Origin of the sequence: Phyllobacterium sp. 628 (assembly GCF_014189505.1) — a bacterium.
GTDB lineage: Bacteria > Pseudomonadota > Alphaproteobacteria > Rhizobiales > Rhizobiaceae > Phyllobacterium.
Window position 1 is genome coordinate 53,569 of record NZ_CP050303.1, and the last position, 20,909, is coordinate 74,477.

The following is a 20,909-nucleotide window of genomic DNA, read 5'->3' on the forward strand; positions in this document are numbered from 1 at the left end:
AGTATAGCATGCAATTTCCCAAACCCGGCCAACCCGTACGCGGGTCACAAACTGGGCGCCCAATTATGGCGCTTCTCGATCTGCTGGGGCGGCGCATGAGTTTGCGCGTTATGTGGGAGCTTGCTCACGCGGGACAACCTCTCACGTTTCGGGAACTGCAAGCGGTCGCTGAAACAAATCCGAGCCTCCTAAACACACGCCTCAAGGAACTGCGGGCCGCCGCCATCGTAGTCCATCACACTGGCGGATATGGTTTGAGCGAAGAAGGGAAGTCATTGGTCCGCCTCATCATGCCGCTTAACGAGTGGGCCGCGGCGTGGGGTGCAAACCTCAAGGCCAAAGACGATACGCCAGCTGACAGTTGATTTCCATGGAGAACTGGCTCTGAGGGGGAGCATAAGCATTTGTGGGGCGGGATAGAACGGATGCAAAACGGAAGTGGCCTGAGTTTGTTCCGCCGTTTCTAACAGAACGAAGATCGGCAGAGAGAATACGGTTGTGTTGCAAAGTTTGACTCAGGTAATAAGGGGTCTTACGGCCAGACGCTATTATGCCGTCAGGGCCGCAAACTGTGCTTTGAGCGAGATGGCTTTTGTTGAAGCGAAGATGCCTTGCCGCTTGCGCATCATGTGGATGAGTTCGATACCTGCAAGTGTGATATTGGCTGCAGTTTCGGACTGAAATAGATAATCCAGCGATGCACGGTCGAGTGGTCCATTTCAATGCCACGCTCTGCCATCATTTCTTTCAGATTGCGCAGGCTCAAATTATAAGCCAGATACCATCTAACGCAGAGCAGGATGACTGATTTATCAAAATGGCGTCCTTTAAACATCGAAACATCCCGGCTCATGGAAAGCCAGTTTTATAATACGGTCATCTTGACGAACAGTTTGCAACAGAATCCTTGAGGTCGCCTCAAGCTAACTCGAGGCGACAAATATTTAAGACAGGCCGAGCACGCCGCCTATTCACCCAGTTTGTAGTCCAGGAACCATTTTTTGTTCAGGGTATCAAGTGTGCCATCGGACTTGAGTGCCGCAATGGCCGTATTGATTGGGCCAACAATATCCGAGCCTTTTGCAAAGATGAATCCGAAGTCTTCCGCGCCGAGAGACCCGCCCACGAGCTTCAATTTACCGCCAGATGCATCAACATAGCCCTTGCCCGCTGTGCTGTCGGTGAGCACCACGTCAACATCGCCTGTTTTCAAAGCCTGAACACTCGCTCCAAATGTTTCAAAGAGCTTGATTCTTGGGTTCTTTTCGTCCCCATCCAGCAGATTATTGACCGCTACGTAGAAATTCGTTGTACCGGGCTGTGCCCCAACGAGACCGTCTTTGATTTGACCAAAACTCTTTGCATCAGAAAAGCGCTTCTCATCGCCTCGAACCAGCATGAATTGTTCGGAGCGCATATAAGGATTGGAAAAGTCCACCTTCTGTTTGCGCTCATCATTAATGGTGATCCCATCCATCCCAACTTGATACTGATCATCGGAAACGGCCTGAATCATCGCATCCCAACTTGTGTTGAGATACTTAACCTTGAAATTCAGTCGCTTGGCTATCTCGTTCATCGCATCATATTCCCACCCCTCCACCTTGCCACTTTTAGGATTGACAAACTGCAAGGGCGGATAGGCGTTTTCAGTTACAACTGTCACGGTTTTTCCGCCCAGATCGGGCAGACCAGCTGCTGTGGCGGAGAGAGACATTGTAGCGAGAATTAGTCCAGTCAGAACGATAGATCGCAAATTCATAAGAAACCTCAATCAACGTGTTTTGGTCAAAGGAAGCTGAGATCACACTGCCTCAACTCAAGTGACGGTCTAAAGCACCTGCTGCCAGCAACGTTAGATAGGATCATTTGCGGCGGCACAGGTTCGCGAACGGCTCATGGGTGCGAAATCAATATCGCAATTTACTGCACAGCATGAGAGCTTCAGCTCGGCCAGATCACCGGGACAGAGCTTTTTCCACCCCAGTTATTGGCGCAAGAAATTTGCCATGCATAGTTGGCATATGCCGACCATTTTGGCTTGATCGCACTCGGTCAGTCTGTTGTCAGGCACCTAGGTCGTGGCACAATATTATTGAAATGAACGGGTCGCCGTTTCCGTCATATGCCGACTATTCGACACCAAAAGCTTGTTGTTACAACGTTCAAGACAACAGCCAGGAAGGCAATATGATGATCTCATTTCAGTGGATTAAGTCAGCACTCATTTGTTCCGCAGTGGGCGCTGTTGGATTGCCAGGAACTGCTCTCGCCTGTGAGAACTGGGTTCTGGGTGACGCGTTCAATCTTACCCAGGCGAATGGCGCTTTCGTAAAAGTTAGAGACGTTCACAAATCAGGTGACCAAATTGAAGCATCAGCAAGATACAGCGGCAACGGGGGATATCTGTCCGGTTCACTTTACAGTGACGGTAGACTCAAATTCACCGTCCGTTGGGACAATGGATCTGTAGGCGATTACACTGCTCATGTCGAAGAAAGCGGTGAAGTGGTGGATGGTCGCACATACGACAGAAGTCACCCAGCCAGCTGGTCGAAATGGAGAATGCACGCTATCGAGTGTGACGACTAAATTTGAGCATATACTGTTCCTTCAAATAACATGATGACAGCACTGGACACAGCACGCGGGTAGTGTGGCTGTGGCCGGTGCTGAAATGCATTCGTGCGCAGGCTCGACCACAAAGTTGAACATGAAAATGCCCAGCTGCTAAGCCGGGCATTTTGATTTGGTACTGTATCACTGCTGGACGTAGGTATAAGCGCCGTTCTTACCCTTCTTCCATTCATACATGACATAACCGGGCAATTTCGGATCCCCTTTATTATCGAAGGAGATGGCACCGAGAACAGTCTTGAAGGACCCTTTACCCTTGAGTGTCTTGGCAACGGTTTCAGGATCATTGGACTTGGCTGCCGTCGCTGCCGCAGCAAGTGTCTGGGCTGCGGCATAGGCGTAAAGCGTATACGCCTCAGGTTCAAAGCCCGCGGTCCGGAACTTGTCGACAATCTTCTTGTTTGCCGGGTTTATACGTGGATCCGGGCCGAAGGTATTCAAAGTGCCTGCCACTGCATCACCAGCAATTGCCGCGAGTTCATTCGTCGCAATACCGTCGCCGGAAATGAAGGTCACTTTCAGACCCTGATCGGCCAATTGGCGGATGATCAAGCCACCCTCCGTGTGGAGACCACCCCAGTAAAGGACGCTAATGCCAGCCTGCTTCGCCTTGGCGATCAGCGCGGAAAAGTCCTTGTCGCCGACATTGACGCCCTCATAGAGGGTTGCCTTAATGCCTTTACCTTCAAGCGTTTTCTTCGTCTCGTCGGCAAGACCCTGCCCATAAGGCGTCTTGTCGTGAATCACGGCAATCTTTGCGTTCTTGAAGTGCTTGGCAATATATTCACCGGCGATGCCGCCCTGCTGGTCGTCACGGCCGCACGTGCGGAATGTGTTCCATAGGCCGCGTTCGGTGAACACAGGATTGGTTGCGGCGGGGGTGATTTCAACTATACCGTTCTCCGAATAGACCTCCGATGCCGGAATGGACACACCGGAGTTAAAGTGTCCGATGACGAATTTGACGCCATCTGCCACGAACTTGTTGGCAACCGAAACACCCTGCTTGGCATCTGAGGCGTCGTCGCCCAGCACAATCTTGATCTTCTCGCCGTTGAGACCACCGGCGGCATTGATGTCAGCAATGGCAGCCTCCGCTCCCTTCTGGATCTGTGCACCAAAGGCAGCATTTGGACCGGTCAGTGGAGCTCCGATACCGACCAAAATATCGGCATTGGCGTGACTGCTGAAAACGAGCATTGCTGCAACTGCAACGCTCGATAAAAGGGACATTTTCATTTTGAACTCCGGTTTTAAGTGGATATTGCGGTTCGCTCTGACAAAGCTTTTTAAGACAAAGCGAGCCGCCTCTGCATTTCCCTGTTGATCAGGTAGATGAGATGGGGATCAAGTTAAGCGCGTGGTGATTTCACCACTTCACGCGCATGCCGAGATTGCCGTTTACGGCATAGCTGCCGGCGCCTTCCAGGCTGCTGTTGATGGATGCCTCGCCATAGAGCGAATATTTGTCATTGTGCCAGTTATAGGAACCACCGATGCCAAGCCCGCCCCATAGCCGGTCATCGCGGTTGGCAAAGTCCAGTCCCGCAACACTCACCTTCGAGCCGTTGAGGAACTCGTAATAGAGATTGGCAATGCCATAGACTGATGTCCGGCTCACCGTGCCGTTGCTGGAGACAAATGTGTCCTGATGCTCGACATTGATGCCAAGACGACCCCGGAAGCTGTCGCCCTGTTTGAGAGAGACAGCGGCATTGGCTTTGTCGGTAAAGCTGTCAAAGTCGACGGAGGAATAGATAAGCTGCGCCTGCGGGGTAATGATGAAGCCATTGGCCATCTCGAACCGCTTGCCCGCCTCAATAGACAGCGCATAGCCGGTACCATCGATTCCATCGGTGCCACGCCCACCCGGCAGGCTCGAGGCGAGGCTGGTGTCAAACCAGCTATACTGGGCAAGCGCGTCGGCATAAAAACCGGTATCGCCATACCAGGTCAGGCTGGTACCAATGCCGTAACCGTCCACGTCGATCTTGCCGCCGCCAAAGGGCGATGTGATATTGGCCGAGACCTGACCGTAACTGGCAAAGACACCGCCGATCAGCCGGCCGTCAGCCGTATCGGCCAGCTGGAAGTCAGCTCCCGATTGCAGCTTCCACGTATCCGCATCAAATTGGGTTGATGCTGTCGAGATGTCAGGCTTGCTGACATTGTGTGCACCTTCGATCCTTGCCCAAATACCATTGCCATCCATCACCGGCTTTGCACCCGATGCATTGGCGTCGGCCGTATCTGCCGCATTCGGACGCTGCCAGTAACGGTTGCCCACACGCTGCTGCAAAGTCCCCGGCTGGTTCAACAGCTGCATGGCCTTTGGCAGGTTCTCATAAATCGGCACGCCGGAGGAATAGATCGTGCTGCCATCCGCATTGACCGAGGACAGATAGAAGCCCTGATCGGTCGGCTTCTGCAGTACCCGGTAGCCATAGGCCCCGGCATCGACCGGCGCACCGAGCATGAAAGCCGATGCAGTCGATGTTCCCGCAACATCAATCAGCTTGATGCCATTTTGCGTGCGGGCACCGGTGCCGCCAACATTGTTGACGAACAGAAGCGAGCTGCCCGAGACGTTGCCGCCAACCACAATCATGTCGGTTGCGGAATTATCGCCACCGAGCTTCGCATCAAGCCGCACCGAGCCGCCCTCGCCGGCAAAATTGCCGGAAAAACGTGTGACGTCGCCCGTGCCGCCATCGGCAAGCGTGAGAACGCCCGGTGCCCGGTTAATGAAAGTCTCCAGTCCATTGAACTGTGTCAGCTCGGCAATCGCCGCATTGCTGGCGGCGATCAATGTCTTGGCACTGGTGTTAATCAGCGTGTCATTGCCACCGCCGAATTCGTTGGTACCGCTGGCCGTGTTCCACGTACCATTGTTGTTGAACGTGCTGTCGGCATTGGTTGGATATTTGCCGCCGGAGAGGTCAATTGTGCCGGTGATTACTCCGGTATTGGTGATGGTGACAGGTGCCTTGCCGGTGACTGCAATCGCCAGACCTGTCGAAGCTCCATTCAGATTGCTGATCAGGCCATTGTTAGTGATGAATGTGCCACCGGAGCCTTCGTTCTGTACCTGAATACCACTCAGCGCACCGCGCACCGAGCCCAATGATCCGATCGTGATATCAATATTGCCTTTTGTGCGGCCTGAGTTGAAAGCGTCGATACCGGATTTCGTTGTTCCTACGGCATCGCCATTATTGACGATGGTGCTGCCTCCGGAACCATCATTTCTGATCCCGATAGCGGTTGTACCCCGCGTGGATCCTTCTGCGTCAATGATTGCATTCTGGCTGCTGAAGGCATTGAAAATAGCCAGTCCCTTTGATCCGGTGCCGATCACATCGCCCGTTGTGGTGATCTTCGCATCGCCTGAACCATAATTGACGGCATAGACCCCTTCAGTACCACCGCTCACATTATGCGCTTTGATATCAAGATTGACGGCATTATGCGCGTTAAGCGCATAAATACCCCCATAGACGCCGCCATTGATATCACCGGTCACAGCTATCGTGGTATTACCCGCACCCCGATTGGTCGAAAGAATACCCTGCGTGCCACCTTTGACATTCGTTGCACTGATATTGAGATCACCAGCGGAATCTTCATTGGTGGCCCGGATACCCGCCTTCGTCTGTGCCGTCACATCGCCAGTGGACGAAATACTGGTTGAACCGGTTCCAATGTTTTGAACAGAGATGCCATAAACACCACCCGTAACTTTGGCTGAAGTGATTGTCAGATTTTTCGCATGGATACTGTTGAGCGCATAAATACCAACATGGCCTGCGCCAGCCACATCTCCGGTCGAAGCGATGCTGGTGTCGCCCATACCGTTGTTTTTGGCTTGGATGCCATCATAACCGCCTGTGACGCTGGCTGCATTGATAATTAAATTTCTTGTACCCCCACCATTGTAGGCTTGAACGCCATTGCTTGTGGCACCTGTAACATGGCCAGTAGTAGTGATACGGGTATCACCAACGCCGCCGTTTTCAGCATGAACACCAGCAAAACCGCCAGAAATATTGGTAGCCTCGACCGTCATATTTCCCGCACTGGCCGCATTACTCACATCAGTGCCATTCTTGCCTCCTTGCACATCACCCGTCGTCGTGATGTTCGTATCGCCCGTGCCAAAGTTTCTAGCGTAGATACCGTAAGCACCACCCGTGACCTTAACGGCATTGACCTTAAGATCAGTGGCATTTTGCGAACTATTTGCGAAAATTCCGAAGCCTTTTTCCCCCTGTACATCACCTGTGGCGGTAATGTTTAATTCTCCGGCAGCCCGATGAAAGACAAAAATACCGTACTTCCCACCCTTTACGCCATTGGCTTGAATTGTGAGGGCACCTGTGCCGTCCGAAAGATCTTCGGCTCTAATACCTTTGCCCGACAAGGCGGTTACATTCCCGGTAGCAACAATGGTCGTGCTTCCCGTTCCGGCATTATACGCACGGATGCCGGTATCGTTACCTGCAACGTTTGCTGCACGGATGGTCAGGTCGTGGGCGCTTAATGCATTGCGGCCCGAAATACCATCGCCCCCTCCGACCACATCGCCGGACGCGGTGATCGTTGTGTCTCCCGTGCCGGCATTCCGAGCAGAGATTCCGTAACCAGAACCGTTGACATTGGTGGCCGTGATATTCAAGTTTCTCGCGGTTGTGTCATTGTACGCGCCGATGCCAGCTTGTGATAACCCGGTCACATCTCCGGTCGCTGTGATTGCCGTGTCCGCAGTGCCTCGGTTTATAGCAAAGATGCCGTAACTACCGCCACTGACTTTTGCTGAGTTGATGGTCAGATTGCGAGCGGGTGACCCGTTGAGGACGTTAATGCCGTCTTTGCCTCCTTGCACATCACCCGTCGTCGTGATGTTTGCATCGCCCGTACCAAAGTTTTTAGCGACGATACCGTAATTATCACCCGTGACTTTGGCAGCTGTGATCTTCAGATCGGTGGCATTTTGCGAATTGTCTACGACTATACCGGAGCCTTTTTCCCCCTCCACATCACCTGTGGCGGTAATGTTTAATTCTCCGGCAGCCCGATGAAAGACAAAAATGCCGTAATTTCTACCCTTTACGCCATTGGCTTGAATTGTGAGGGCACCTGTGCCGTCCGAAAGATCTTCGGCTCTAATACCTGTATTCAACGAAGCAGTTACATTCCCGGTAGCCACAATGGTCGTGCTTCCCGTTCCGGCATTATACGCACGGATGCCGGTATCGTAACCTGCAACGTTTGCTGCACGGATGGTCAGGTCGTGGGCGCTTAATGCATTGCGGCCCGAAATACCATCGCCCCCTCCGACCACGCCGCCGGTTGCCACAATTGTAGTATCACCGGTGCCGCCGTTAAAAGCGCGAATGCCGTTGGTTGCACCGCTGACGTCGCCAGTCGTTGTGATCTTCGTGTTGCCGCCCAAATTTGAAGCGTAAATACCATCTCCACCACTGCTCACCTTGCCGGAATTGATTATCAAGTCGTGCGCGGAGTTAAGAACATATATTCCGGCAACCCCACCGATCACATCACCTGTTGTGTTGATGATCACTCCACCAGTGCCGCTATTCACCGCACGAATAGCAGTATTGCTACCAGTGACGTTGACCGCATTGATGGTCAGGCCACTACCTGCTGAATTAAAGGCACCAATGCCGACACCATTTGTTGCTGTTATATCGCCAGTCGCGGTGATGCTGGTGCTGCCGGTGCCACTATTGGCCGTATGGATTCCGCTATACACACCTTTGATATTGCCATTGGTGTTGATCGTTACCGAGCCTTGCGTCGAAGCGGGCGAATTGGATTGAACAAACAAGCCAGTGCCGACACCACCATTATTTGTTGACTCTAAAGATCCGGCATTCGTGTCTGTATAAACGAGGTCTCCATTGCCACTGATCTTCACCGCCGCCGCATCATTCGTGAGCACGCTGAATCCCGGTGCTGTGGTGACATTCGCATCGGGTGCAGAGATTTCCTGTCCGGTCGTATTGGCACCCGAACAGGTGTACATATTTCCTGTTGTCACTGTACAGGCGGCGTAGGCACCCCGGCCATAGCTGAACAGTGCTGTTCCAATCATGGCCGTTGTCAGCAGCAGCCGGTTCTTCAGTGTCTTATCCATCTTCATTCATCTTTCTTGAGGCGGATGACCAATCGGCCTCGCATTCATTGTCTTGCCAGTGGTGCGGTTCTGCGTCGGAGTTTGGCTCAGGCGGCAGCCTCAACGGACGCTTGACCGGAGCTCGAACCATCGCAGCGGGGAGCCGCATGATCTTGCGGTGGCGGCTGATGCGGTATGACGAGAGGATCGTGGGTAATGAGCGTCTCGATCTCGCTGTTGGCAAAGCCCAGCGACATCGGGCAGGAAATGCCCGCCAAGGTAGCCACGTCGTAGATTTCCGCGACATCACCATCAATGCGGAACCATTCGACACAGGTTCCCGTCTCAAGATCGATCACCTGTATGCCGCACCAGGCTTCTGAATCGGCGGCAGTCAGTCGTTCATCCAGTGCCAAACCTTCAAAGCGGGCATAGCGCGGCTTGGACAAACCAACGAAAGCATAGCGTCCGTGGAATGCCAGACCGCGCAGGAAACCCGGACAGAAGGCAAGACAATGGAATTTGCCTGTCTCACGATCGATCCAGCCAAGCTCACCCGCACCGGAATTCAGCACCCACAGCCTGTCTTTATAAAGACGCGGCGAATGCGGCATCGACAGTCCATCGCAGATGATTTCGCCGCTCGCCACGTCCATCACCATGCCGCCATTCGCACGGCGATCGCGCCAGCCGTCGATCGTGTCGGAACGGCTGACAGCTGTCACATAGCGCGGCATGCCATTTTCCATGGCAAGGCCGTTGAGATGGCAGCGGTCCTCATCGACAATCGCCGAAATGAACGGCGGCTTCCATATTGGCGTAAAGCTGCGTTTGTGTGAAAGTTTCGCCAGACAATTGTAGCGGGTGTTGACAAAGATGATCGAGCCATCGGCGAGAAAGCCGATATCGTGAGCATCAAGCGCGCCGGTTGTGTAGGTGATGCGCGGCACATAGCACGCATCGAACGTGCTGTTGACCAGCTCACCCGGCTCCAGCACATTCTCGAACCGCTGAATTTGGAACTGCGTTGCCAGCAGCAACGTATCGCCGTGCGCGGCAATGCCCATGGCCTTGAGGAACAACCGCTCGTTGATCATCAGCCCGCCATTGGGATTGTGACCCAGCAGATAAAACTTTCCCGACTGATAGGACGAGACTGCTACCGAAACATCCAGCCGCACCAGAAGACTGACAAAACCCGGTGAAGCGGAATAAGTAACAGTCCCTATGTCTGATGGGGTCGGTTCTTCTTGACGGAGCGGTTTTGCATGGTGGCCAGCAACTGCATCGTCCGCATCATGCGCGCCGGTTGACGTCTGCAGGAGTGCGATGTCAGCCCCCAGAACATCTATCTCGCCCAGCGACGCTTCAGTCGAATTCCCGGCTTGTTTTATAGCGCCCATAAAGTTCCAACCCTCTCAAAAATCTTGGGTCAGTTTTACGAGCGCGTCTCATCGTGAATAGTCGGCATATGCCAGCAAACGAGGCCATACCGGATGGACTTTTGCGAAGAAATACGTATTTGTTGCCGTTTTGCCGCAAAGTTTGGGCTACAGGACAAGGTAGAATTGGGCACATTGGCAAATATCAAGCATGCGCGGAAAGCGGATAAAGAATCGCATGGCCCCGCACCGATCACTCGTGTCAGGCATTCAAAAGTAGACCCTGGTGATCAGATCTTCATTCTTTTCATCTTCGGTTCGCCGGGATTTATATTGCCATTTGTTATGCTCGTCGCGCGCACGCCAAACGGTCTCAAGCCAAAATATGCCGGTATCATCACAAGTCCATACGGGTAACCAGGCATAGTAAGATTGCCAGCGTTGCGATGCTTTGGTCGCGATTTTTGGCGCGATATCTGATGAATCCATCATGCGACTCCTTGGGGGTATGTTGGGAACACTTCCCGAGCTCGCCACGGGTCTTGCGTGCAATTCTTTGGAGATTTGACGGGTATTAGCCCTACGTGAGTGCAAGTGGGAGTTGCCGCGATCATCGAGATGGCCTGGATGAAAGTGCCACCGCTGCACCGGAGTCCGTACAACCTTGATGGAGCAGTTTGAAGAGATCCGGCTGAATATTCGACGCCAGGAATTCTTGCGATTCATAACATGCAAGATGCCCTTGGCTGAAGGGATCTTCCCGCAATATCTTCCACAACTCCTGCTGAGTGGTTGGACGAACCAAAATAACTTCGCCATTTCGGGGAATCTTCGCACCAAATGCCAAAAACATACCCGTCACATGATGTCTTTCCAAAAAGGCAACGTGCTCGCGCAAACCTCCATTGATGACCTCAGGGGAAGCCAAATATGTCAAAGTCACTAAGAACATTCTTTGAACACCACCATTGTTGGATCACATGTCCACATTCATTTGAGAGGTTAGACATGCCTAACAAAGATAAGGCGGCGCGTTCTATCGGCATTTGACGGTATTCGAGGCCGGAGACATGATCCAATATCAAGTATAATTTTGACTTGGAGGCAGCTGTGCAGTTTCAAATTCAGATAAAAATAGAAAGCAATAGAGCAGATTAGATTGTGCCCAGTGTAGGAAGAACTTCTCAATAACCGAGGTCTTGCAAAGACGTTGATTTTCCATCAATCGCAATGCGTGCGTGAAGAGGCGATTTTGCCTGACATTGATCAAAACGCGTGTTTCGTCCCAATAATGCCTGCAATGAAATGTATTGGCGATTTACTGGCGCATCCCTACAACAACACACCAAGCCGTTGTGGATTCTGGACGTTCGACGCGCACATTGCCGAAACCAGTTCTCGTCAATGATGCAACAATCTCTTCAACTGTGCGCGCCGTAAATACATCTGTTGGGAGTTGCATAAGATCCATGCGCTCTTTCGGAAGAAAGCCAATGACCAGTCGGCCACCCGAGGCAAGCACACGATAAATTTCTTCAAAACCAACATCGAGTGAGGGCCAGAAATAAACCGTGTTGACAGTGCACACCTTGGTGAAGGTTTCGGACAGAAACGGCAATGTTTCTACATTGCCTTCATGAAATTCAGCGCGTTTGGAAGCGATCGCTCCAGCAAACATTTTCTTGGCGCGGGCCACCATGTCCGGGGAGCGATCAACACCTGCAACAAAACCAGCTTTTTCAAGAAGGGATGGCAGAGTTACTCCGCCACCGAAACCGACTTCAAGTATTCTATCCGTCGCATCGGCTTCTAACTTTTCTACCGCAAACGCATTCATTGACGCGTTGCCGTAGTTCATTGCCATAGCAATAAAACGACCCAGAAAACCCGAAGGGCGTGCAAATTGCCGGGCAATGAAGCGGGGGCGGCTCATCGGACTTCCACTCCAAGTTTGCATGCTTTGGCAAAGGTATTGGGGATGCGGCTTATCTGAAATGTAGTGATTTTGCGGGAGCTGTCATCAACCACAATTTTTGCCTCACGGCTATCCATCAAAGGTCGCAGGAGGATCATTTTGCTCTCAGGGACATTGATCTCTTTTGTCAGGTAAGGCGTGGATTGCTCAACGTGTTTCATTATGTTCATGAAGCTGTGACCCTTTTGCGATTTGAGAGTCAGTTTACGAAAGCCACGCGTTGCAGACAGTCGGCATATGCATACAATTTCTGAACACATGATAGATTCTGTTGGGCAACATACTTTGTTCCGGCTGCACTCCAATTTCTGTAAGCGCGACCAAAAGCATTCTTAAAAAAATCCTACCGGTGGCAGACCAAGCCTTTGTTGTCATACATGGCCCCGACGGCATCCCAATCGAGATATATGTGTAATGCGCCTGCATTGGCGTCCCGCCAAAAGCGCTGAACCGGACCAGCGAGATCGTTACCCGACGCACCTTGTTTGGAAAACAAATCGTTGACCACAGAAATAGACTGCCTTGCGGCGAAACTCTGATTGCGGCGAAGGGCAATACGTTCTTTGGGTTCCAAAGCAATTCCCAGACGTATCTTTTCTTCCGCCGCGACCAGACTATTGTGAAGCAACGCGAGCGCGGATTCTATCATCGCTGAAGCTGTTCCTATCGTGGCTTGGATGATTGGAGAACCAGCCAGAGGGAGTATTGTAAACGTTGGAGCAAAACGGGTCCTTGTCTGAGACGTTTGAACAAATGCGTCTAGCGCACCCTGCGCCATACCCAGGATCGGTGATGCCAGAGCGACAGCAATGAAGGTGGTAAACTGATAGAGGCTCATCCTATTGCCGTGAAGCAGCCTGCCTGGAGCCGTGCCCGTCGTAATATCGGCGAAACGCAGGAGCCTGTAATCTGGAACAAAGATGGGTGCGTCAATGCGAACGGTCTTGCTACCGGTACCTTGAAGACCGCAGGTCAGCCATGAATCTTGATCTATTGTGGTTTGGGCAGTTGGAACGAGAGCCCACATGAACTCTGGATTTCCCACCGATTGAGGAACGAGAGTTCCCAGAATGAGCCACTGACTGTTGTCGCAGTTACTGGCGTTTCGCCAAAGTCCAGCGATCTTTATGCCTCCCGGTACAATTTCCACGCATTTGCTGGGAAATAAAGAACTGGCTAAGACGCAATCTGGGTCGCTCAAGACGTCCCGTTGGGCTTCCAATGAAAAGTGTGACACCAGCCACGGATAAGCAATAGCCAAAGCCCCGCACCACGCGGTACTGCCGCAGGCTTGACCCAATTCATATGCAATCAGACTAAGTTCACTTGGGCCATATTCAAAGCCGCCAAATGCCGCCGGACGAAGCATCCGAGTGAGTTCGGCATCTATCAGCAATTTCATCGTTGTTTGGGAAACCCGGCGGTTGTTTTCGGTTTCACGCGCCGATGCACTGAGGATCGGCTTGAGTTCGCGTACTCTGTCAATAAGTACAGAAAATTCCGTTCGATCCGCTTTTTTCTCCAAGGAGGGAAGAATGTTTGAGTGCATAACTACTTTCCCGGCTCACAAGGGCTTAACCAACGAGCTACGGCCAAGATCGTGCGAGAGATCCCGTCCGGCCGGTTGGGCATGCCTGACCTGACGCTGTTGCTTTCCAGCTTGAACTCCGAGTTTAGATCGCCCGTCACCACCGTTCTCCCTTCCAAGACAACAGAACCGATCTTGCAGTTGTATTCCGACAGATAACCGTCCGACGTTTTGGTGACGAGACGTTTAGAACATGAGGCATCGGCGGGAGCTTGGGCTGATATAATAAGCGCATCGGTGGCATCACTCACACATTGGCGCGTCGTAACACTCTTGCCATTCACTTCTATCGTCGTTTCCCATAATCCCGCTTTGCGTTGCGGAATATCGTCGGCTAACGCTGCGGCGCTCTGAGCGGCCAGAATTGCCGCTGCCCAAATAATTTGCCGCCTTACCTTCATATTCGCTCCTCTATTTTCCGCGAATTCGGCCCGTAACTTAACGCCCACCAATGGTGCATCTAGCTTCGCAAACCATGACTAACAGAACTCAATTCCCCGTTCTGCTGGCATATGCCGATCATTGAATGAGGCTCTGTCAGGATGGATACAGGAGTAATTTACGCGGTATGTCCCGAGACCCGTCAGATCTCATCAATGGCCAGAGGCTTGATCAATTTCTGAAGCGGACGAAAAATCCCATCTAGCGAGCGCTTGCAACTTCATGGAGTTACGAGCACATTGATTGGATCGCGGCTGCCTCTGGCGCGGTTGCGCCAAGGCCGAAGCGGGGAAGTTCAGACCGCTCTCCGGCGCTTAGCGTATGGTTTTTCTGTTTTTTGAGACGATCCCAATTGGCAGAAAGTCGCAGAATAATTAGGGTAAACATGATGCCAACAAAATACGAACGTGTCACATCTGTGCCCATACCTGCAGAGGCAACGATAGGCCATACCTACGAATTGGTACACTTAGCTGACGCGTACTCGGTTCAACTTCCAAATGGCACCCTCACAGACCCGGAGCTGCTGGCCAGATTCATCTTTTCCCAGCAACCACCTTGGATCGGCCGCCTCATCAAAATGCGAGATGCTCTCGTTGCTGGATTGGGTCTTAAGACAGCCCGTCATCTCAAATCCCTTGGTGAGCGCGACCAGACGAATCGCCTTGGAATATTCAAGATCTATGGCAAAAGCGGCCTTGAAATCGTGTTTGGAGAGGATGATAAACATTTAGACTTTCGTCTGTCTGTCCTTTGCGCCAGCCCGGTGGCAACGCAAGAGGAGCAAAGTCTGATCTTTACCTCTGTTGTTCACTGTCACAACCGCTTAGGGCGTATTTATATTTTTCTAATCGCGCCGTTTCATCGTCTGGTCGTGCAAGCAAGCCTACGCCGCGCTGCTCGCATGGGCTGGCCCAGATCAACAGGAACTTCCTTCGTACAGGTGTAATTCGGCCACCTATTTCGTTGATGAGTATTTTCAGTGGTAGTTGGCCCGGCAGATTAATCACTTTTCCGAAAGGCTGCTTGGAGCAGCGCAAAAGCACCGTCAAAGGTATGGCCGCCGGCATAAGATCAGTGCTGTTTTGGCATGCCATGCGGGCGAATATATCGCTTCTGCGCAGCTATACGAAAGATGGCATTGGGCGCGCCGTATCCATTATAGCCTCGCCGTTCAACAATCTCAAAGAAGAAGCCCTCGCCATAGTTCGGGCTATAGAGTTGAAAATACTCCCCACTTTCATCGCGGTCATAGAGAATATTTGCCTTTTTCAGCCTGTCGGACAAATCAGGATCAAGACCAAACCGGGCTTCTACATCATCATAATAGTTGGCCGAAATTTCCAGAGGAATGAATCCGTTCGCCTTCAACGCCTCAACTGTCTTGAAGATGTCATCCGTTTCGAATGCAAGGTGCTGGATGCTTGATCCAAATTTCTCTGCAAGGAAATGACCCGCGAGCGTGCGACGGTTTTCAGCACCGTTCATCGTGATGCGCAATGAGCCCGCATCATTCTCGACAACCTGGCTGCGAACAATCCCTGAGGGATCGATGATATCAACCATCGGTGTCTTCTTTACCTTTAGAATAGAGGTGTAAAAGAGCAGCCATGTGAGCATTTCGTCGAAATTCATGGTTTGCGCGACATGATCAAATCGCAGCAACCCCGCATCCTGTGTTGTCTCATTTTCGGTGACAGGCTCGAACTCCTGTTCCCAGATGTTCACAAATTCAGGCTTGTCATCAATGAAGTAGAGCACATCCCCGCCGATACCGCGAACAGCAGGTATTATCATCTCGGCTGGCCCCGTCGGCTGCTCGAAAGGTTCGGCGCCAAGTGCCAGAGCCCGCTCAGAGGCCGCATGCGCATCAGCCACGTTAAGACCAAGCGCATAGGCTGACGTACCATGGACCGCATAGGATGAATGGGCAAAACCCTGACGCTCGGTATTGATCACAAGGTTGATATTGCCCTGGCTGTAGCGAACAACACTTTTGGTTTTGTGCTTTCCGGTCTTACGAAAGCCAAGAACCCGCAAAAGGGAGGCAAGTTCCTTCGCCTCCTCGGCGCTGGCGGCAAATTCCACAAATTCAACCCCGTTCACTTCAACCACGTTGGGCATTGCGGGGACAGTCATCGCGACATCCGGTTCATTCCGGACTACCTGATCACCCAGATAGATAAGCGAGCGGTGTCCGTCTACCGCAATCGATTTTGAAGAACCACCCCGAAACTGGTCATTGAAGATTTCAAGGGAGAGATATCCGTCGTAGCCAGTCGCTGCCACCGAACGCATGAAGTCCAGAACGGGAAGATCCCCCTCTCCTGGCATGTTCCTGTAGTGACGGCTCCAATAGAGAAGGTCCATATTGATAAGCGGCGCATCCGCCAGTTGAATGATGAAGATTTTCTCCTTCGGGATGGAGCGGATCGAGCTGACATCGATCTTGCGCGCCAGCGTGTGGAAACTGTCAAGGATAAGACCGATATTGGCGTGATCGGCACGCCGCACGATTTCCCACGCATCACGGTGGTCGTTGATGTGCCGTCCCCATGCCAGTGCCTCGTATCCGACACGCAGACCGCGTTTGGCCGCACGTTGGCCCAATTCATGGAAATCCGCAGCCGCACGGTCAAGGCCGCCAAGAGCGATCGGGGAAACATTGGAACACACCAGAACCAAATCCGTTCCTAGTTCCTGCATCACGTCAAATTTGCGCTCTGCCCGATCGAAGGTTCGCGACCGCTGCGGTTCCGGCATGCCTTCAAAATCGCGAAAAGGCTGAAAGAGCGTAATTTCCAACCCGTGATCCCGGACCATCCTGCCCACATCACGCGCGCTGCCATCGAAGGCGAGGAAATCATTCTCGAATATTTCGACTCCGTCGAAACCGGCCTTGGCTATCGCGTTCAGTTTTTCCGGCAATTCGCCGCTGAGCGAGACGGTTGCAATGGATGTTTTCATGCGGCATCTCCATGTTGCGGCGCCGACAGCATTGCACGCGCCTCCGCACAGCTCGCTACACGACGCCTGTGGCGCGAGATTGTGTCCGCAGCGATCTCCACCAACTCGGCGTTGCTGCGGGCCAATCGCTCCCTGGTTATGCGAATGTTGTCTTCGAGGCCTGTCCGCACAGCGTCTGCCTCGCGGAGCAATGCCCATTCCATGACAGCTGCCTGATGGCGCCCAATTCCGGCTGCCGTCCATGTAGCTTTTGGCAAAAGGCGCCGCAATTCACCCAGCAGGAGATCGAGCAGATGTTCATCGGCAGGCAACGCATTCTCCACCCCCATGACAAACTGCACATGCGGGCGGTCATCCATCAGTCCGGTTTCAACCAGCCGCCGCGCGCTGTGCAAATGCGACAGGTCAAATATCTCGATCTCAGGCCGGATAGCATTGTGTTTCATCCGGCTGGCGAGATCGTTCACAAGCGTTGTATGATTTTCGTAGACGATATTCGGGAAGTTGACAGATCCCGTCGATAGCGAGGCCATATCCGGCTTGAGATAAAGTGCCGAACCGCGCAAACCCGGATCACGTCCGCGTCCCCCTGTGGAAAATTGCACAATCATGCCCGGACAATATTTGACGATACCATCCTGCACTTCAGCAAATTTTTCCGGTGATGAGGAAGGGCTCTCGTCATGGTTGCGCACATGGATGTGCACCAGGGATGCGCCTGCCTCATAGGCCTCGTGCGCAGATTCGATCTGCTCGGATGGATTGACCGGTAGAGCTGGATTGTCCGCCTTGCGCGGTACCGATCCGGTGATCGCAACTGCTATGATGACTGGGTTCATTCGGGCCCCTCCCTTGGCCGTATTGAAACATCGCACAAGACCGCTTTTGCACCCGATCAAACAGCGGCTTTGCACGCCCTTGACATGAACGTACCAGTTCGTTCATTATGCGTCAATCGCGGACTGAACCAGCAGTGTGACGTTGCGATGGGGGAGAAGATGGGAGGACATATGCAGCCGAACAGTGCGGGTGCGCCGCTTTGTCAGCCGTTGCATCGGGCGACGGCAAAATGACGATTGCTCACAAAATTCTGGTCCTTAACGGACCCAACCTGAACCTGCTTGGAAAGCGCCAACCGGAAATTTACGGCAAGGAGACGCTTGCAGATGTCGAGGCGCAATGTGCGCATCTAGCGGCAGAACTCGGGTTTTCAATCGATTTCCGGCAAAGCAATGCCGAACATGAACTGATCACTTGGATTCACGAGGCACGGGAAACTGTCTCGGGCGTCGTCATCAATCCTGCCGGGTATTCCCACACATCAGTCGCGATCATGGATGCATTGGCCGCATGCTCCTGCCCCATCATCGAGGTCCACATCTCCAACATCCATCGGCGTGAGGCATTTCGGCATCACAGCTACATATCGAATGTTGCGACCGGCGTCATCTGCGGTTGTGGCACGCAAGGCTACATCCTCGCCTTACATCACCTTGCCGCACTCCTCGAAAAGGTTATCCGATGACCAAGTCTACATCTGATCATTTTCTCCTTGGCCTCGTCGGTGCAGGCATTCAAAAATCACGTACACCCGCCATGCATGAGCGGGAAGGAGATGAGCAGGGCCTTCGGCTCCTCTACCAGACCATTGACCTTGAACGGCTCGGCATTGGGCCTGAAGCACTCCCGGACCTGTTGATCGCGGCCGAACGAATGGGCTTTGCCGGATTGAATGTGACTCATCCCTGCAAACAGGCCATCATTCCCCATCTGGATGAACTCTCCCCCGACGCCGCCGCCCTTGGAGCAGTCAACACCGTCGTGCTGCAGGGAGGGCGCCGCATCGGTCACAATACAGACTGGTGGGGTTTTTCCGAAAGCTTCAAGCGCGGCCTGCCCGGTGCCCGCCTGTCCTCAGTCGTGCAACTCGGCGCTGGGGGTGCCGGTGCAGCGGTTGCTCATGCCCTTCTGACACTGGGTGTTCGCGAACTCGTTCTGACGGACAAAGACCAGTCACGTGCTGAAGAGACCGCTGCTGCGCTCAATGAGCATTTTGGCGCCAGCCGCATTCGCGTCTCCAAAGACCTCGCAACCGATATCGCGGCAGCTGACGGACTGGTTCATTGCACGCCGACTGGAATGGACAAATACCCCGGCACGCCCCTGCCCGTTGAATGGCTTCACCCAAAACTCTGGGTAGCAGAGATTGTCTATTTTCCGCTTGAAACGGCTCTTCTTCGCGCAGCGCGCCATCTCGGCTGCCGCACGCTTGATGGCGGCGGCATGGCGGTCTTTCAGGCAGTGGAAGCTTTCCGTCTTTTTACAGGGGTGAGGCCCGATCACGAGCGCATGATGCGCCATTTTATCCAACTCGGCTCCGGAGCGAAGGAGGCCGCAGCCTGAGCCGGGCACCAATGAAAGCCTTTAGGAGGAGGAGACTTCCATGCATCAACCAACAGGTGTCAAAGCACCCAGGAAAGCGGCACTTGCCAGCTGGATCGGCAGTGCCGTCGAATATTATGATTTCTTCATTTACGGGACTGCGGCGGCGTTGATCTTTCCAAAGATCTTTTTCTCCGCCGCAGACCCTCAAGCGGCAACCATTGCCTCGTTCGCAACCTTTGGCGTAGCGTATATTGCACGGCCCTTCGGAGCCGTCATCCTTGGTCACATCGGCGATAAGTTCGGCCGCAAAAAGGTCCTTACATTTACACTGCTGCTGATGGGTTTCTCGACCTTCATCATTGGATGCCTGCCAACCTATGACCATGTCGGTATTCTCGCGCCGATCCTGCTTGTCATCGCGCGCCTCTTACAAGGCATTTCGGCAGCAGGCGAGCAGGCCGGGGCAAACTCGATGACCCTTGAGCACGCGCCGCCTGACCGCCGCGCCTTTTTTACAAGCTTTACGCTGAGTGGGACGCAAGCCGGACTTATTCTGGCAACACTCGTCTTTATACCCATTGCAAAGCTGCCTGAGGCAGATCTGCTATCGTGGGCATGGCGCATTCCATTCTTTCTCAGCCTTGTTGTGGTCATTGTCGGGTTCTGGGTGCGTCGTACTCTACCGGAAACTCCGGTATTCATCGAAGAGGCCAAGAAACACGAGGCATCAAAACTGCCGTTCATAGTCCTGTTCAAAAACAACTGGACTGACGTGTTGCGCATTGTTTTCGCCGCGCTGATTTCCGTCGTCAGTACGATATTCAGCGTGTTCACCCTCTCCTATGCGGTCAACACAATGCATATCGACCGCTCGACGATGCTGACTGTTCTTGTGCTGGCCAACATTGTTGCCCTTGGTGCCATTCCCGCATGGGCCATTCTTGCAGACCGCATAGGACGCAAGCCGGTCTTCATCTTCGGTGCCCTTGGTTGCGCAGTACTGATCTGGCCTTACATATGGGCGATCAGCCAAGGAAACCTGACGCTGATCTTTGTTCTCGGCATCCTTTTGTCCGGAGTGGTCTACAGTGCCTCTAATGGGGTGTGGCCCGCTCTTTACGGCGAGATGTTCGATACGCGGGTCCGGCTTTCGGGCATGGCAATCGGCACACAAATCGGCTTTGCTTTGGGAGGCTTTGCACCAACCATCAGTGCAGCGCTGCTTGGGACCGGACCAAATGGCTGGGTCCCTGTGGCAGCGTTCACAACGGCAACTGCCGTGATCGCCGCGATTTCGGCTGCAACCGCCTCGGAGACTTACCGAACCCCGATGGAAGATCTCGGCAAAAAATAAACCGGGACGACAGCGCAAATCACCATAATGGGCGGGGTAATACT

18 protein-coding genes and 1 pseudogene are annotated in these 20,909 nt (G+C 53.0%); 6 read left to right on the top strand and 13 right to left on the bottom strand.

Annotated elements, in window-relative coordinates; translation table 11 throughout:
- The first annotated feature begins 65 nt into the window (after positions 1 to 65).
- Positions 66 to 365: a winged helix-turn-helix transcriptional regulator gene (locus tag HB779_RS22900; RefSeq protein WP_371823967.1), complete on the top strand. Its 300-nt coding sequence runs from the start codon at positions 66 to 68 to the stop codon at positions 363 to 365.
- 302 nt (positions 366 to 667) lie between these two features.
- Here HB779_RS22900 and HB779_RS22905 read toward each other — a convergent pair.
- A pseudogene (locus HB779_RS22905) lies at positions 668 to 835 on the bottom strand (IS6 family transposase); the annotation flags it as partial.
- Positions 836 to 967: 132 nt separating this feature from the next.
- Positions 968 to 1,717: a transporter substrate-binding domain-containing protein gene (locus HB779_RS22910; RefSeq protein ID WP_371823968.1), complete on the bottom strand. Its 750-nt coding sequence runs from the start codon at positions 1,715 to 1,717 to the stop codon at positions 968 to 970.
- A 473-nt stretch (positions 1,718 to 2,190) separates the two neighbouring features.
- On the opposite strand from HB779_RS22910, the gene HB779_RS22915 reads away from it, so the two are divergent.
- Positions 2,191 to 2,592, top strand: a complete 402-nt coding sequence (locus HB779_RS22915) for a hypothetical protein (protein WP_188346702.1) — start codon at positions 2,191 to 2,193, stop codon at positions 2,590 to 2,592.
- 168 nt (positions 2,593 to 2,760) lie between these two features.
- On the opposite strand, the gene HB779_RS22920 is transcribed toward HB779_RS22915, so the two are convergent.
- The 9 genes from HB779_RS22920 to HB779_RS22960 all read right to left on the bottom strand — a co-directional run bounded on the left by HB779_RS22920 (position 2,761) and on the right by HB779_RS22960 (position 14,119).
- Positions 2,761 to 3,876, bottom strand: coding sequence for a branched-chain amino acid ABC transporter substrate-binding protein (locus tag HB779_RS22920; protein ID WP_188346703.1), 1,116 nt, complete (start codon positions 3,874 to 3,876; stop codon positions 2,761 to 2,763).
- Positions 3,877 to 4,006: 130 nt separating this feature from the next.
- A complete protein-coding gene (locus tag HB779_RS22925) occupies positions 4,007 to 8,800 on the bottom strand; it encodes an autotransporter outer membrane beta-barrel domain-containing protein (protein ID WP_188346704.1) in 4,794 nt (1,597 codons plus the stop codon).
- 80 nt (positions 8,801 to 8,880) lie between these two features.
- On the bottom strand, positions 8,881 to 10,176 hold the full coding sequence (locus tag HB779_RS22930; RefSeq protein ID WP_188346705.1) for a TIGR03032 family protein: 1,296 nt from the start codon (positions 10,174 to 10,176) through the stop codon (positions 8,881 to 8,883).
- Positions 10,177 to 10,425: 249 nt separating this feature from the next.
- Complete coding sequence (locus HB779_RS22935; RefSeq protein WP_188346706.1) at positions 10,426 to 10,644, bottom strand: hypothetical protein; 219 nt, start codon at positions 10,642 to 10,644, stop codon at positions 10,426 to 10,428.
- Positions 10,645 to 10,765: 121 nt separating this feature from the next.
- Positions 10,766 to 11,107: a YciI family protein gene (locus HB779_RS22940; protein ID WP_188346707.1), complete on the bottom strand. Its 342-nt coding sequence runs from the start codon at positions 11,105 to 11,107 to the stop codon at positions 10,766 to 10,768.
- Between the two features lie 366 nt (positions 11,108 to 11,473).
- On the bottom strand, positions 11,474 to 12,088 hold the full coding sequence (locus tag HB779_RS22945; RefSeq protein ID WP_188346708.1) for a class I SAM-dependent methyltransferase: 615 nt from the start codon (positions 12,086 to 12,088) through the stop codon (positions 11,474 to 11,476).
- Positions 12,085 to 12,300: a hypothetical protein gene (locus HB779_RS22950; protein ID WP_188346709.1), complete on the bottom strand. Its 216-nt coding sequence runs from the start codon at positions 12,298 to 12,300 to the stop codon at positions 12,085 to 12,087. The genes HB779_RS22945 and HB779_RS22950 overlap by 4 nt, the downstream gene beginning before the upstream one ends.
- 173 nt (positions 12,301 to 12,473) lie before the next feature.
- Positions 12,474 to 13,679 (bottom strand): acyl-CoA dehydrogenase family protein, encoded by a 1,206-nt coding sequence (locus HB779_RS22955; protein WP_188346710.1) that lies wholly within the window; start codon positions 13,677 to 13,679, stop codon positions 12,474 to 12,476.
- A gap of 2 nt (positions 13,680 to 13,681) precedes the next feature.
- Positions 13,682 to 14,119, bottom strand: a complete 438-nt coding sequence (locus HB779_RS22960) for a DUF3617 family protein (RefSeq protein ID WP_188346711.1) — start codon at positions 14,117 to 14,119, stop codon at positions 13,682 to 13,684.
- A 428-nt stretch (positions 14,120 to 14,547) separates the two neighbouring features.
- On the opposite strand from HB779_RS22960, the gene HB779_RS22965 reads away from it, so the two are divergent.
- Positions 14,548 to 15,108 (top strand): DUF2867 domain-containing protein, encoded by a 561-nt coding sequence (locus HB779_RS22965; RefSeq protein ID WP_188346712.1) that lies wholly within the window; start codon positions 14,548 to 14,550, stop codon positions 15,106 to 15,108.
- Between the two features lie 125 nt (positions 15,109 to 15,233).
- Here the strand turns inward: HB779_RS22965 and HB779_RS22970 are convergent, their stop codons facing one another.
- Together HB779_RS22970 and HB779_RS22975 are read right to left on the bottom strand one after the other, a co-directional pair.
- Positions 15,234 to 17,126 carry a bifunctional sugar phosphate isomerase/epimerase/4-hydroxyphenylpyruvate dioxygenase family protein gene (locus HB779_RS22970; protein WP_188346713.1) on the bottom strand — a complete coding sequence of 631 codons (1,893 nt, stop codon included), beginning with the start codon at positions 17,124 to 17,126 and terminating at the stop codon, positions 15,234 to 15,236.
- Positions 17,123 to 17,965: a 3-keto-5-aminohexanoate cleavage protein gene (locus HB779_RS22975; RefSeq protein ID WP_188346714.1), complete on the bottom strand. Its 843-nt coding sequence runs from the start codon at positions 17,963 to 17,965 to the stop codon at positions 17,123 to 17,125. Before HB779_RS22975 ends, HB779_RS22970 begins: the two co-directional genes overlap by 4 nt.
- Positions 17,966 to 18,195: 230 nt before the next feature.
- Between HB779_RS22975 and aroQ the strand changes: the two genes are divergently transcribed.
- The 3 genes from aroQ to HB779_RS22990 are packed head-to-tail and all read left to right on the top strand — an operon-like array spanning position 18,196 to position 20,865.
- Positions 18,196 to 18,651 carry a type II 3-dehydroquinate dehydratase gene (gene aroQ / locus HB779_RS22980; RefSeq protein ID WP_188346715.1) on the top strand — a complete coding sequence of 152 codons (456 nt, stop codon included), beginning with the start codon at positions 18,196 to 18,198 and terminating at the stop codon, positions 18,649 to 18,651.
- A complete protein-coding gene (locus HB779_RS22985) occupies positions 18,648 to 19,529 on the top strand; it encodes a shikimate dehydrogenase (RefSeq protein ID WP_188346716.1) in 882 nt (293 codons plus the stop codon). The genes aroQ and HB779_RS22985 overlap by 4 nt, the downstream gene beginning before the upstream one ends.
- 40 nt (positions 19,530 to 19,569) lie before the next feature.
- A complete protein-coding gene (locus HB779_RS22990) occupies positions 19,570 to 20,865 on the top strand; it encodes an MFS transporter (protein WP_188346717.1) in 1,296 nt (431 codons plus the stop codon).
- Positions 20,866 to 20,909: the final 44 nt, after the last annotated feature.

Coding starts and splice junctions, on each gene's coding strand:
- HB779_RS22950 (WP_188346709.1), bottom strand. CDS start 12,300: ATGAACATAATGAAACACGTTGAGCAATCCACGCCTTACCTGACAAAA.
- HB779_RS22920 (WP_188346703.1), bottom strand. CDS start 3,876: ATGAAAATGTCCCTTTTATCGAGCGTTGCAGTTGCAGCAATGCTCGTT.
- HB779_RS22925 (WP_188346704.1), bottom strand. CDS start 8,800: ATGAAGATGGATAAGACACTGAAGAACCGGCTGCTGCTGACAACGGCC.
- aroQ (WP_188346715.1), top strand. CDS start 18,196: ATGACGATTGCTCACAAAATTCTGGTCCTTAACGGACCCAACCTGAAC.
- HB779_RS22970 (WP_188346713.1), bottom strand. CDS start 17,126: ATGAAAACATCCATTGCAACCGTCTCGCTCAGCGGCGAATTGCCGGAA.
- HB779_RS22975 (WP_188346714.1), bottom strand. CDS start 17,965: ATGAACCCAGTCATCATAGCAGTTGCGATCACCGGATCGGTACCGCGC.
- HB779_RS22930 (WP_188346705.1), bottom strand. CDS start 10,176: ATGGGCGCTATAAAACAAGCCGGGAATTCGACTGAAGCGTCGCTGGGC.
- HB779_RS22940 (WP_188346707.1), bottom strand. CDS start 11,107: ATGTTCTTAGTGACTTTGACATATTTGGCTTCCCCTGAGGTCATCAAT.
- HB779_RS22910 (WP_371823968.1), bottom strand. CDS start 1,717: ATGTCTCTCTCCGCCACAGCAGCTGGTCTGCCCGATCTGGGCGGAAAA.
- HB779_RS22960 (WP_188346711.1), bottom strand. CDS start 14,119: ATGAAGGTAAGGCGGCAAATTATTTGGGCAGCGGCAATTCTGGCCGCT.
- HB779_RS22900 (WP_371823967.1), top strand. CDS start 66: ATGGCGCTTCTCGATCTGCTGGGGCGGCGCATGAGTTTGCGCGTTATG.
- HB779_RS22990 (WP_188346717.1), top strand. CDS start 19,570: ATGCATCAACCAACAGGTGTCAAAGCACCCAGGAAAGCGGCACTTGCC.
- HB779_RS22985 (WP_188346716.1), top strand. CDS start 18,648: ATGACCAAGTCTACATCTGATCATTTTCTCCTTGGCCTCGTCGGTGCA.
- HB779_RS22965 (WP_188346712.1), top strand. CDS start 14,548: ATGCCAACAAAATACGAACGTGTCACATCTGTGCCCATACCTGCAGAG.
- HB779_RS22955 (WP_188346710.1), bottom strand. CDS start 13,679: ATGCACTCAAACATTCTTCCCTCCTTGGAGAAAAAAGCGGATCGAACG.
- HB779_RS22945 (WP_188346708.1), bottom strand. CDS start 12,088: ATGAGCCGCCCCCGCTTCATTGCCCGGCAATTTGCACGCCCTTCGGGT.
- HB779_RS22915 (WP_188346702.1), top strand. CDS start 2,191: ATGATGATCTCATTTCAGTGGATTAAGTCAGCACTCATTTGTTCCGCA.
- HB779_RS22935 (WP_188346706.1), bottom strand. CDS start 10,644: ATGGATTCATCAGATATCGCGCCAAAAATCGCGACCAAAGCATCGCAA.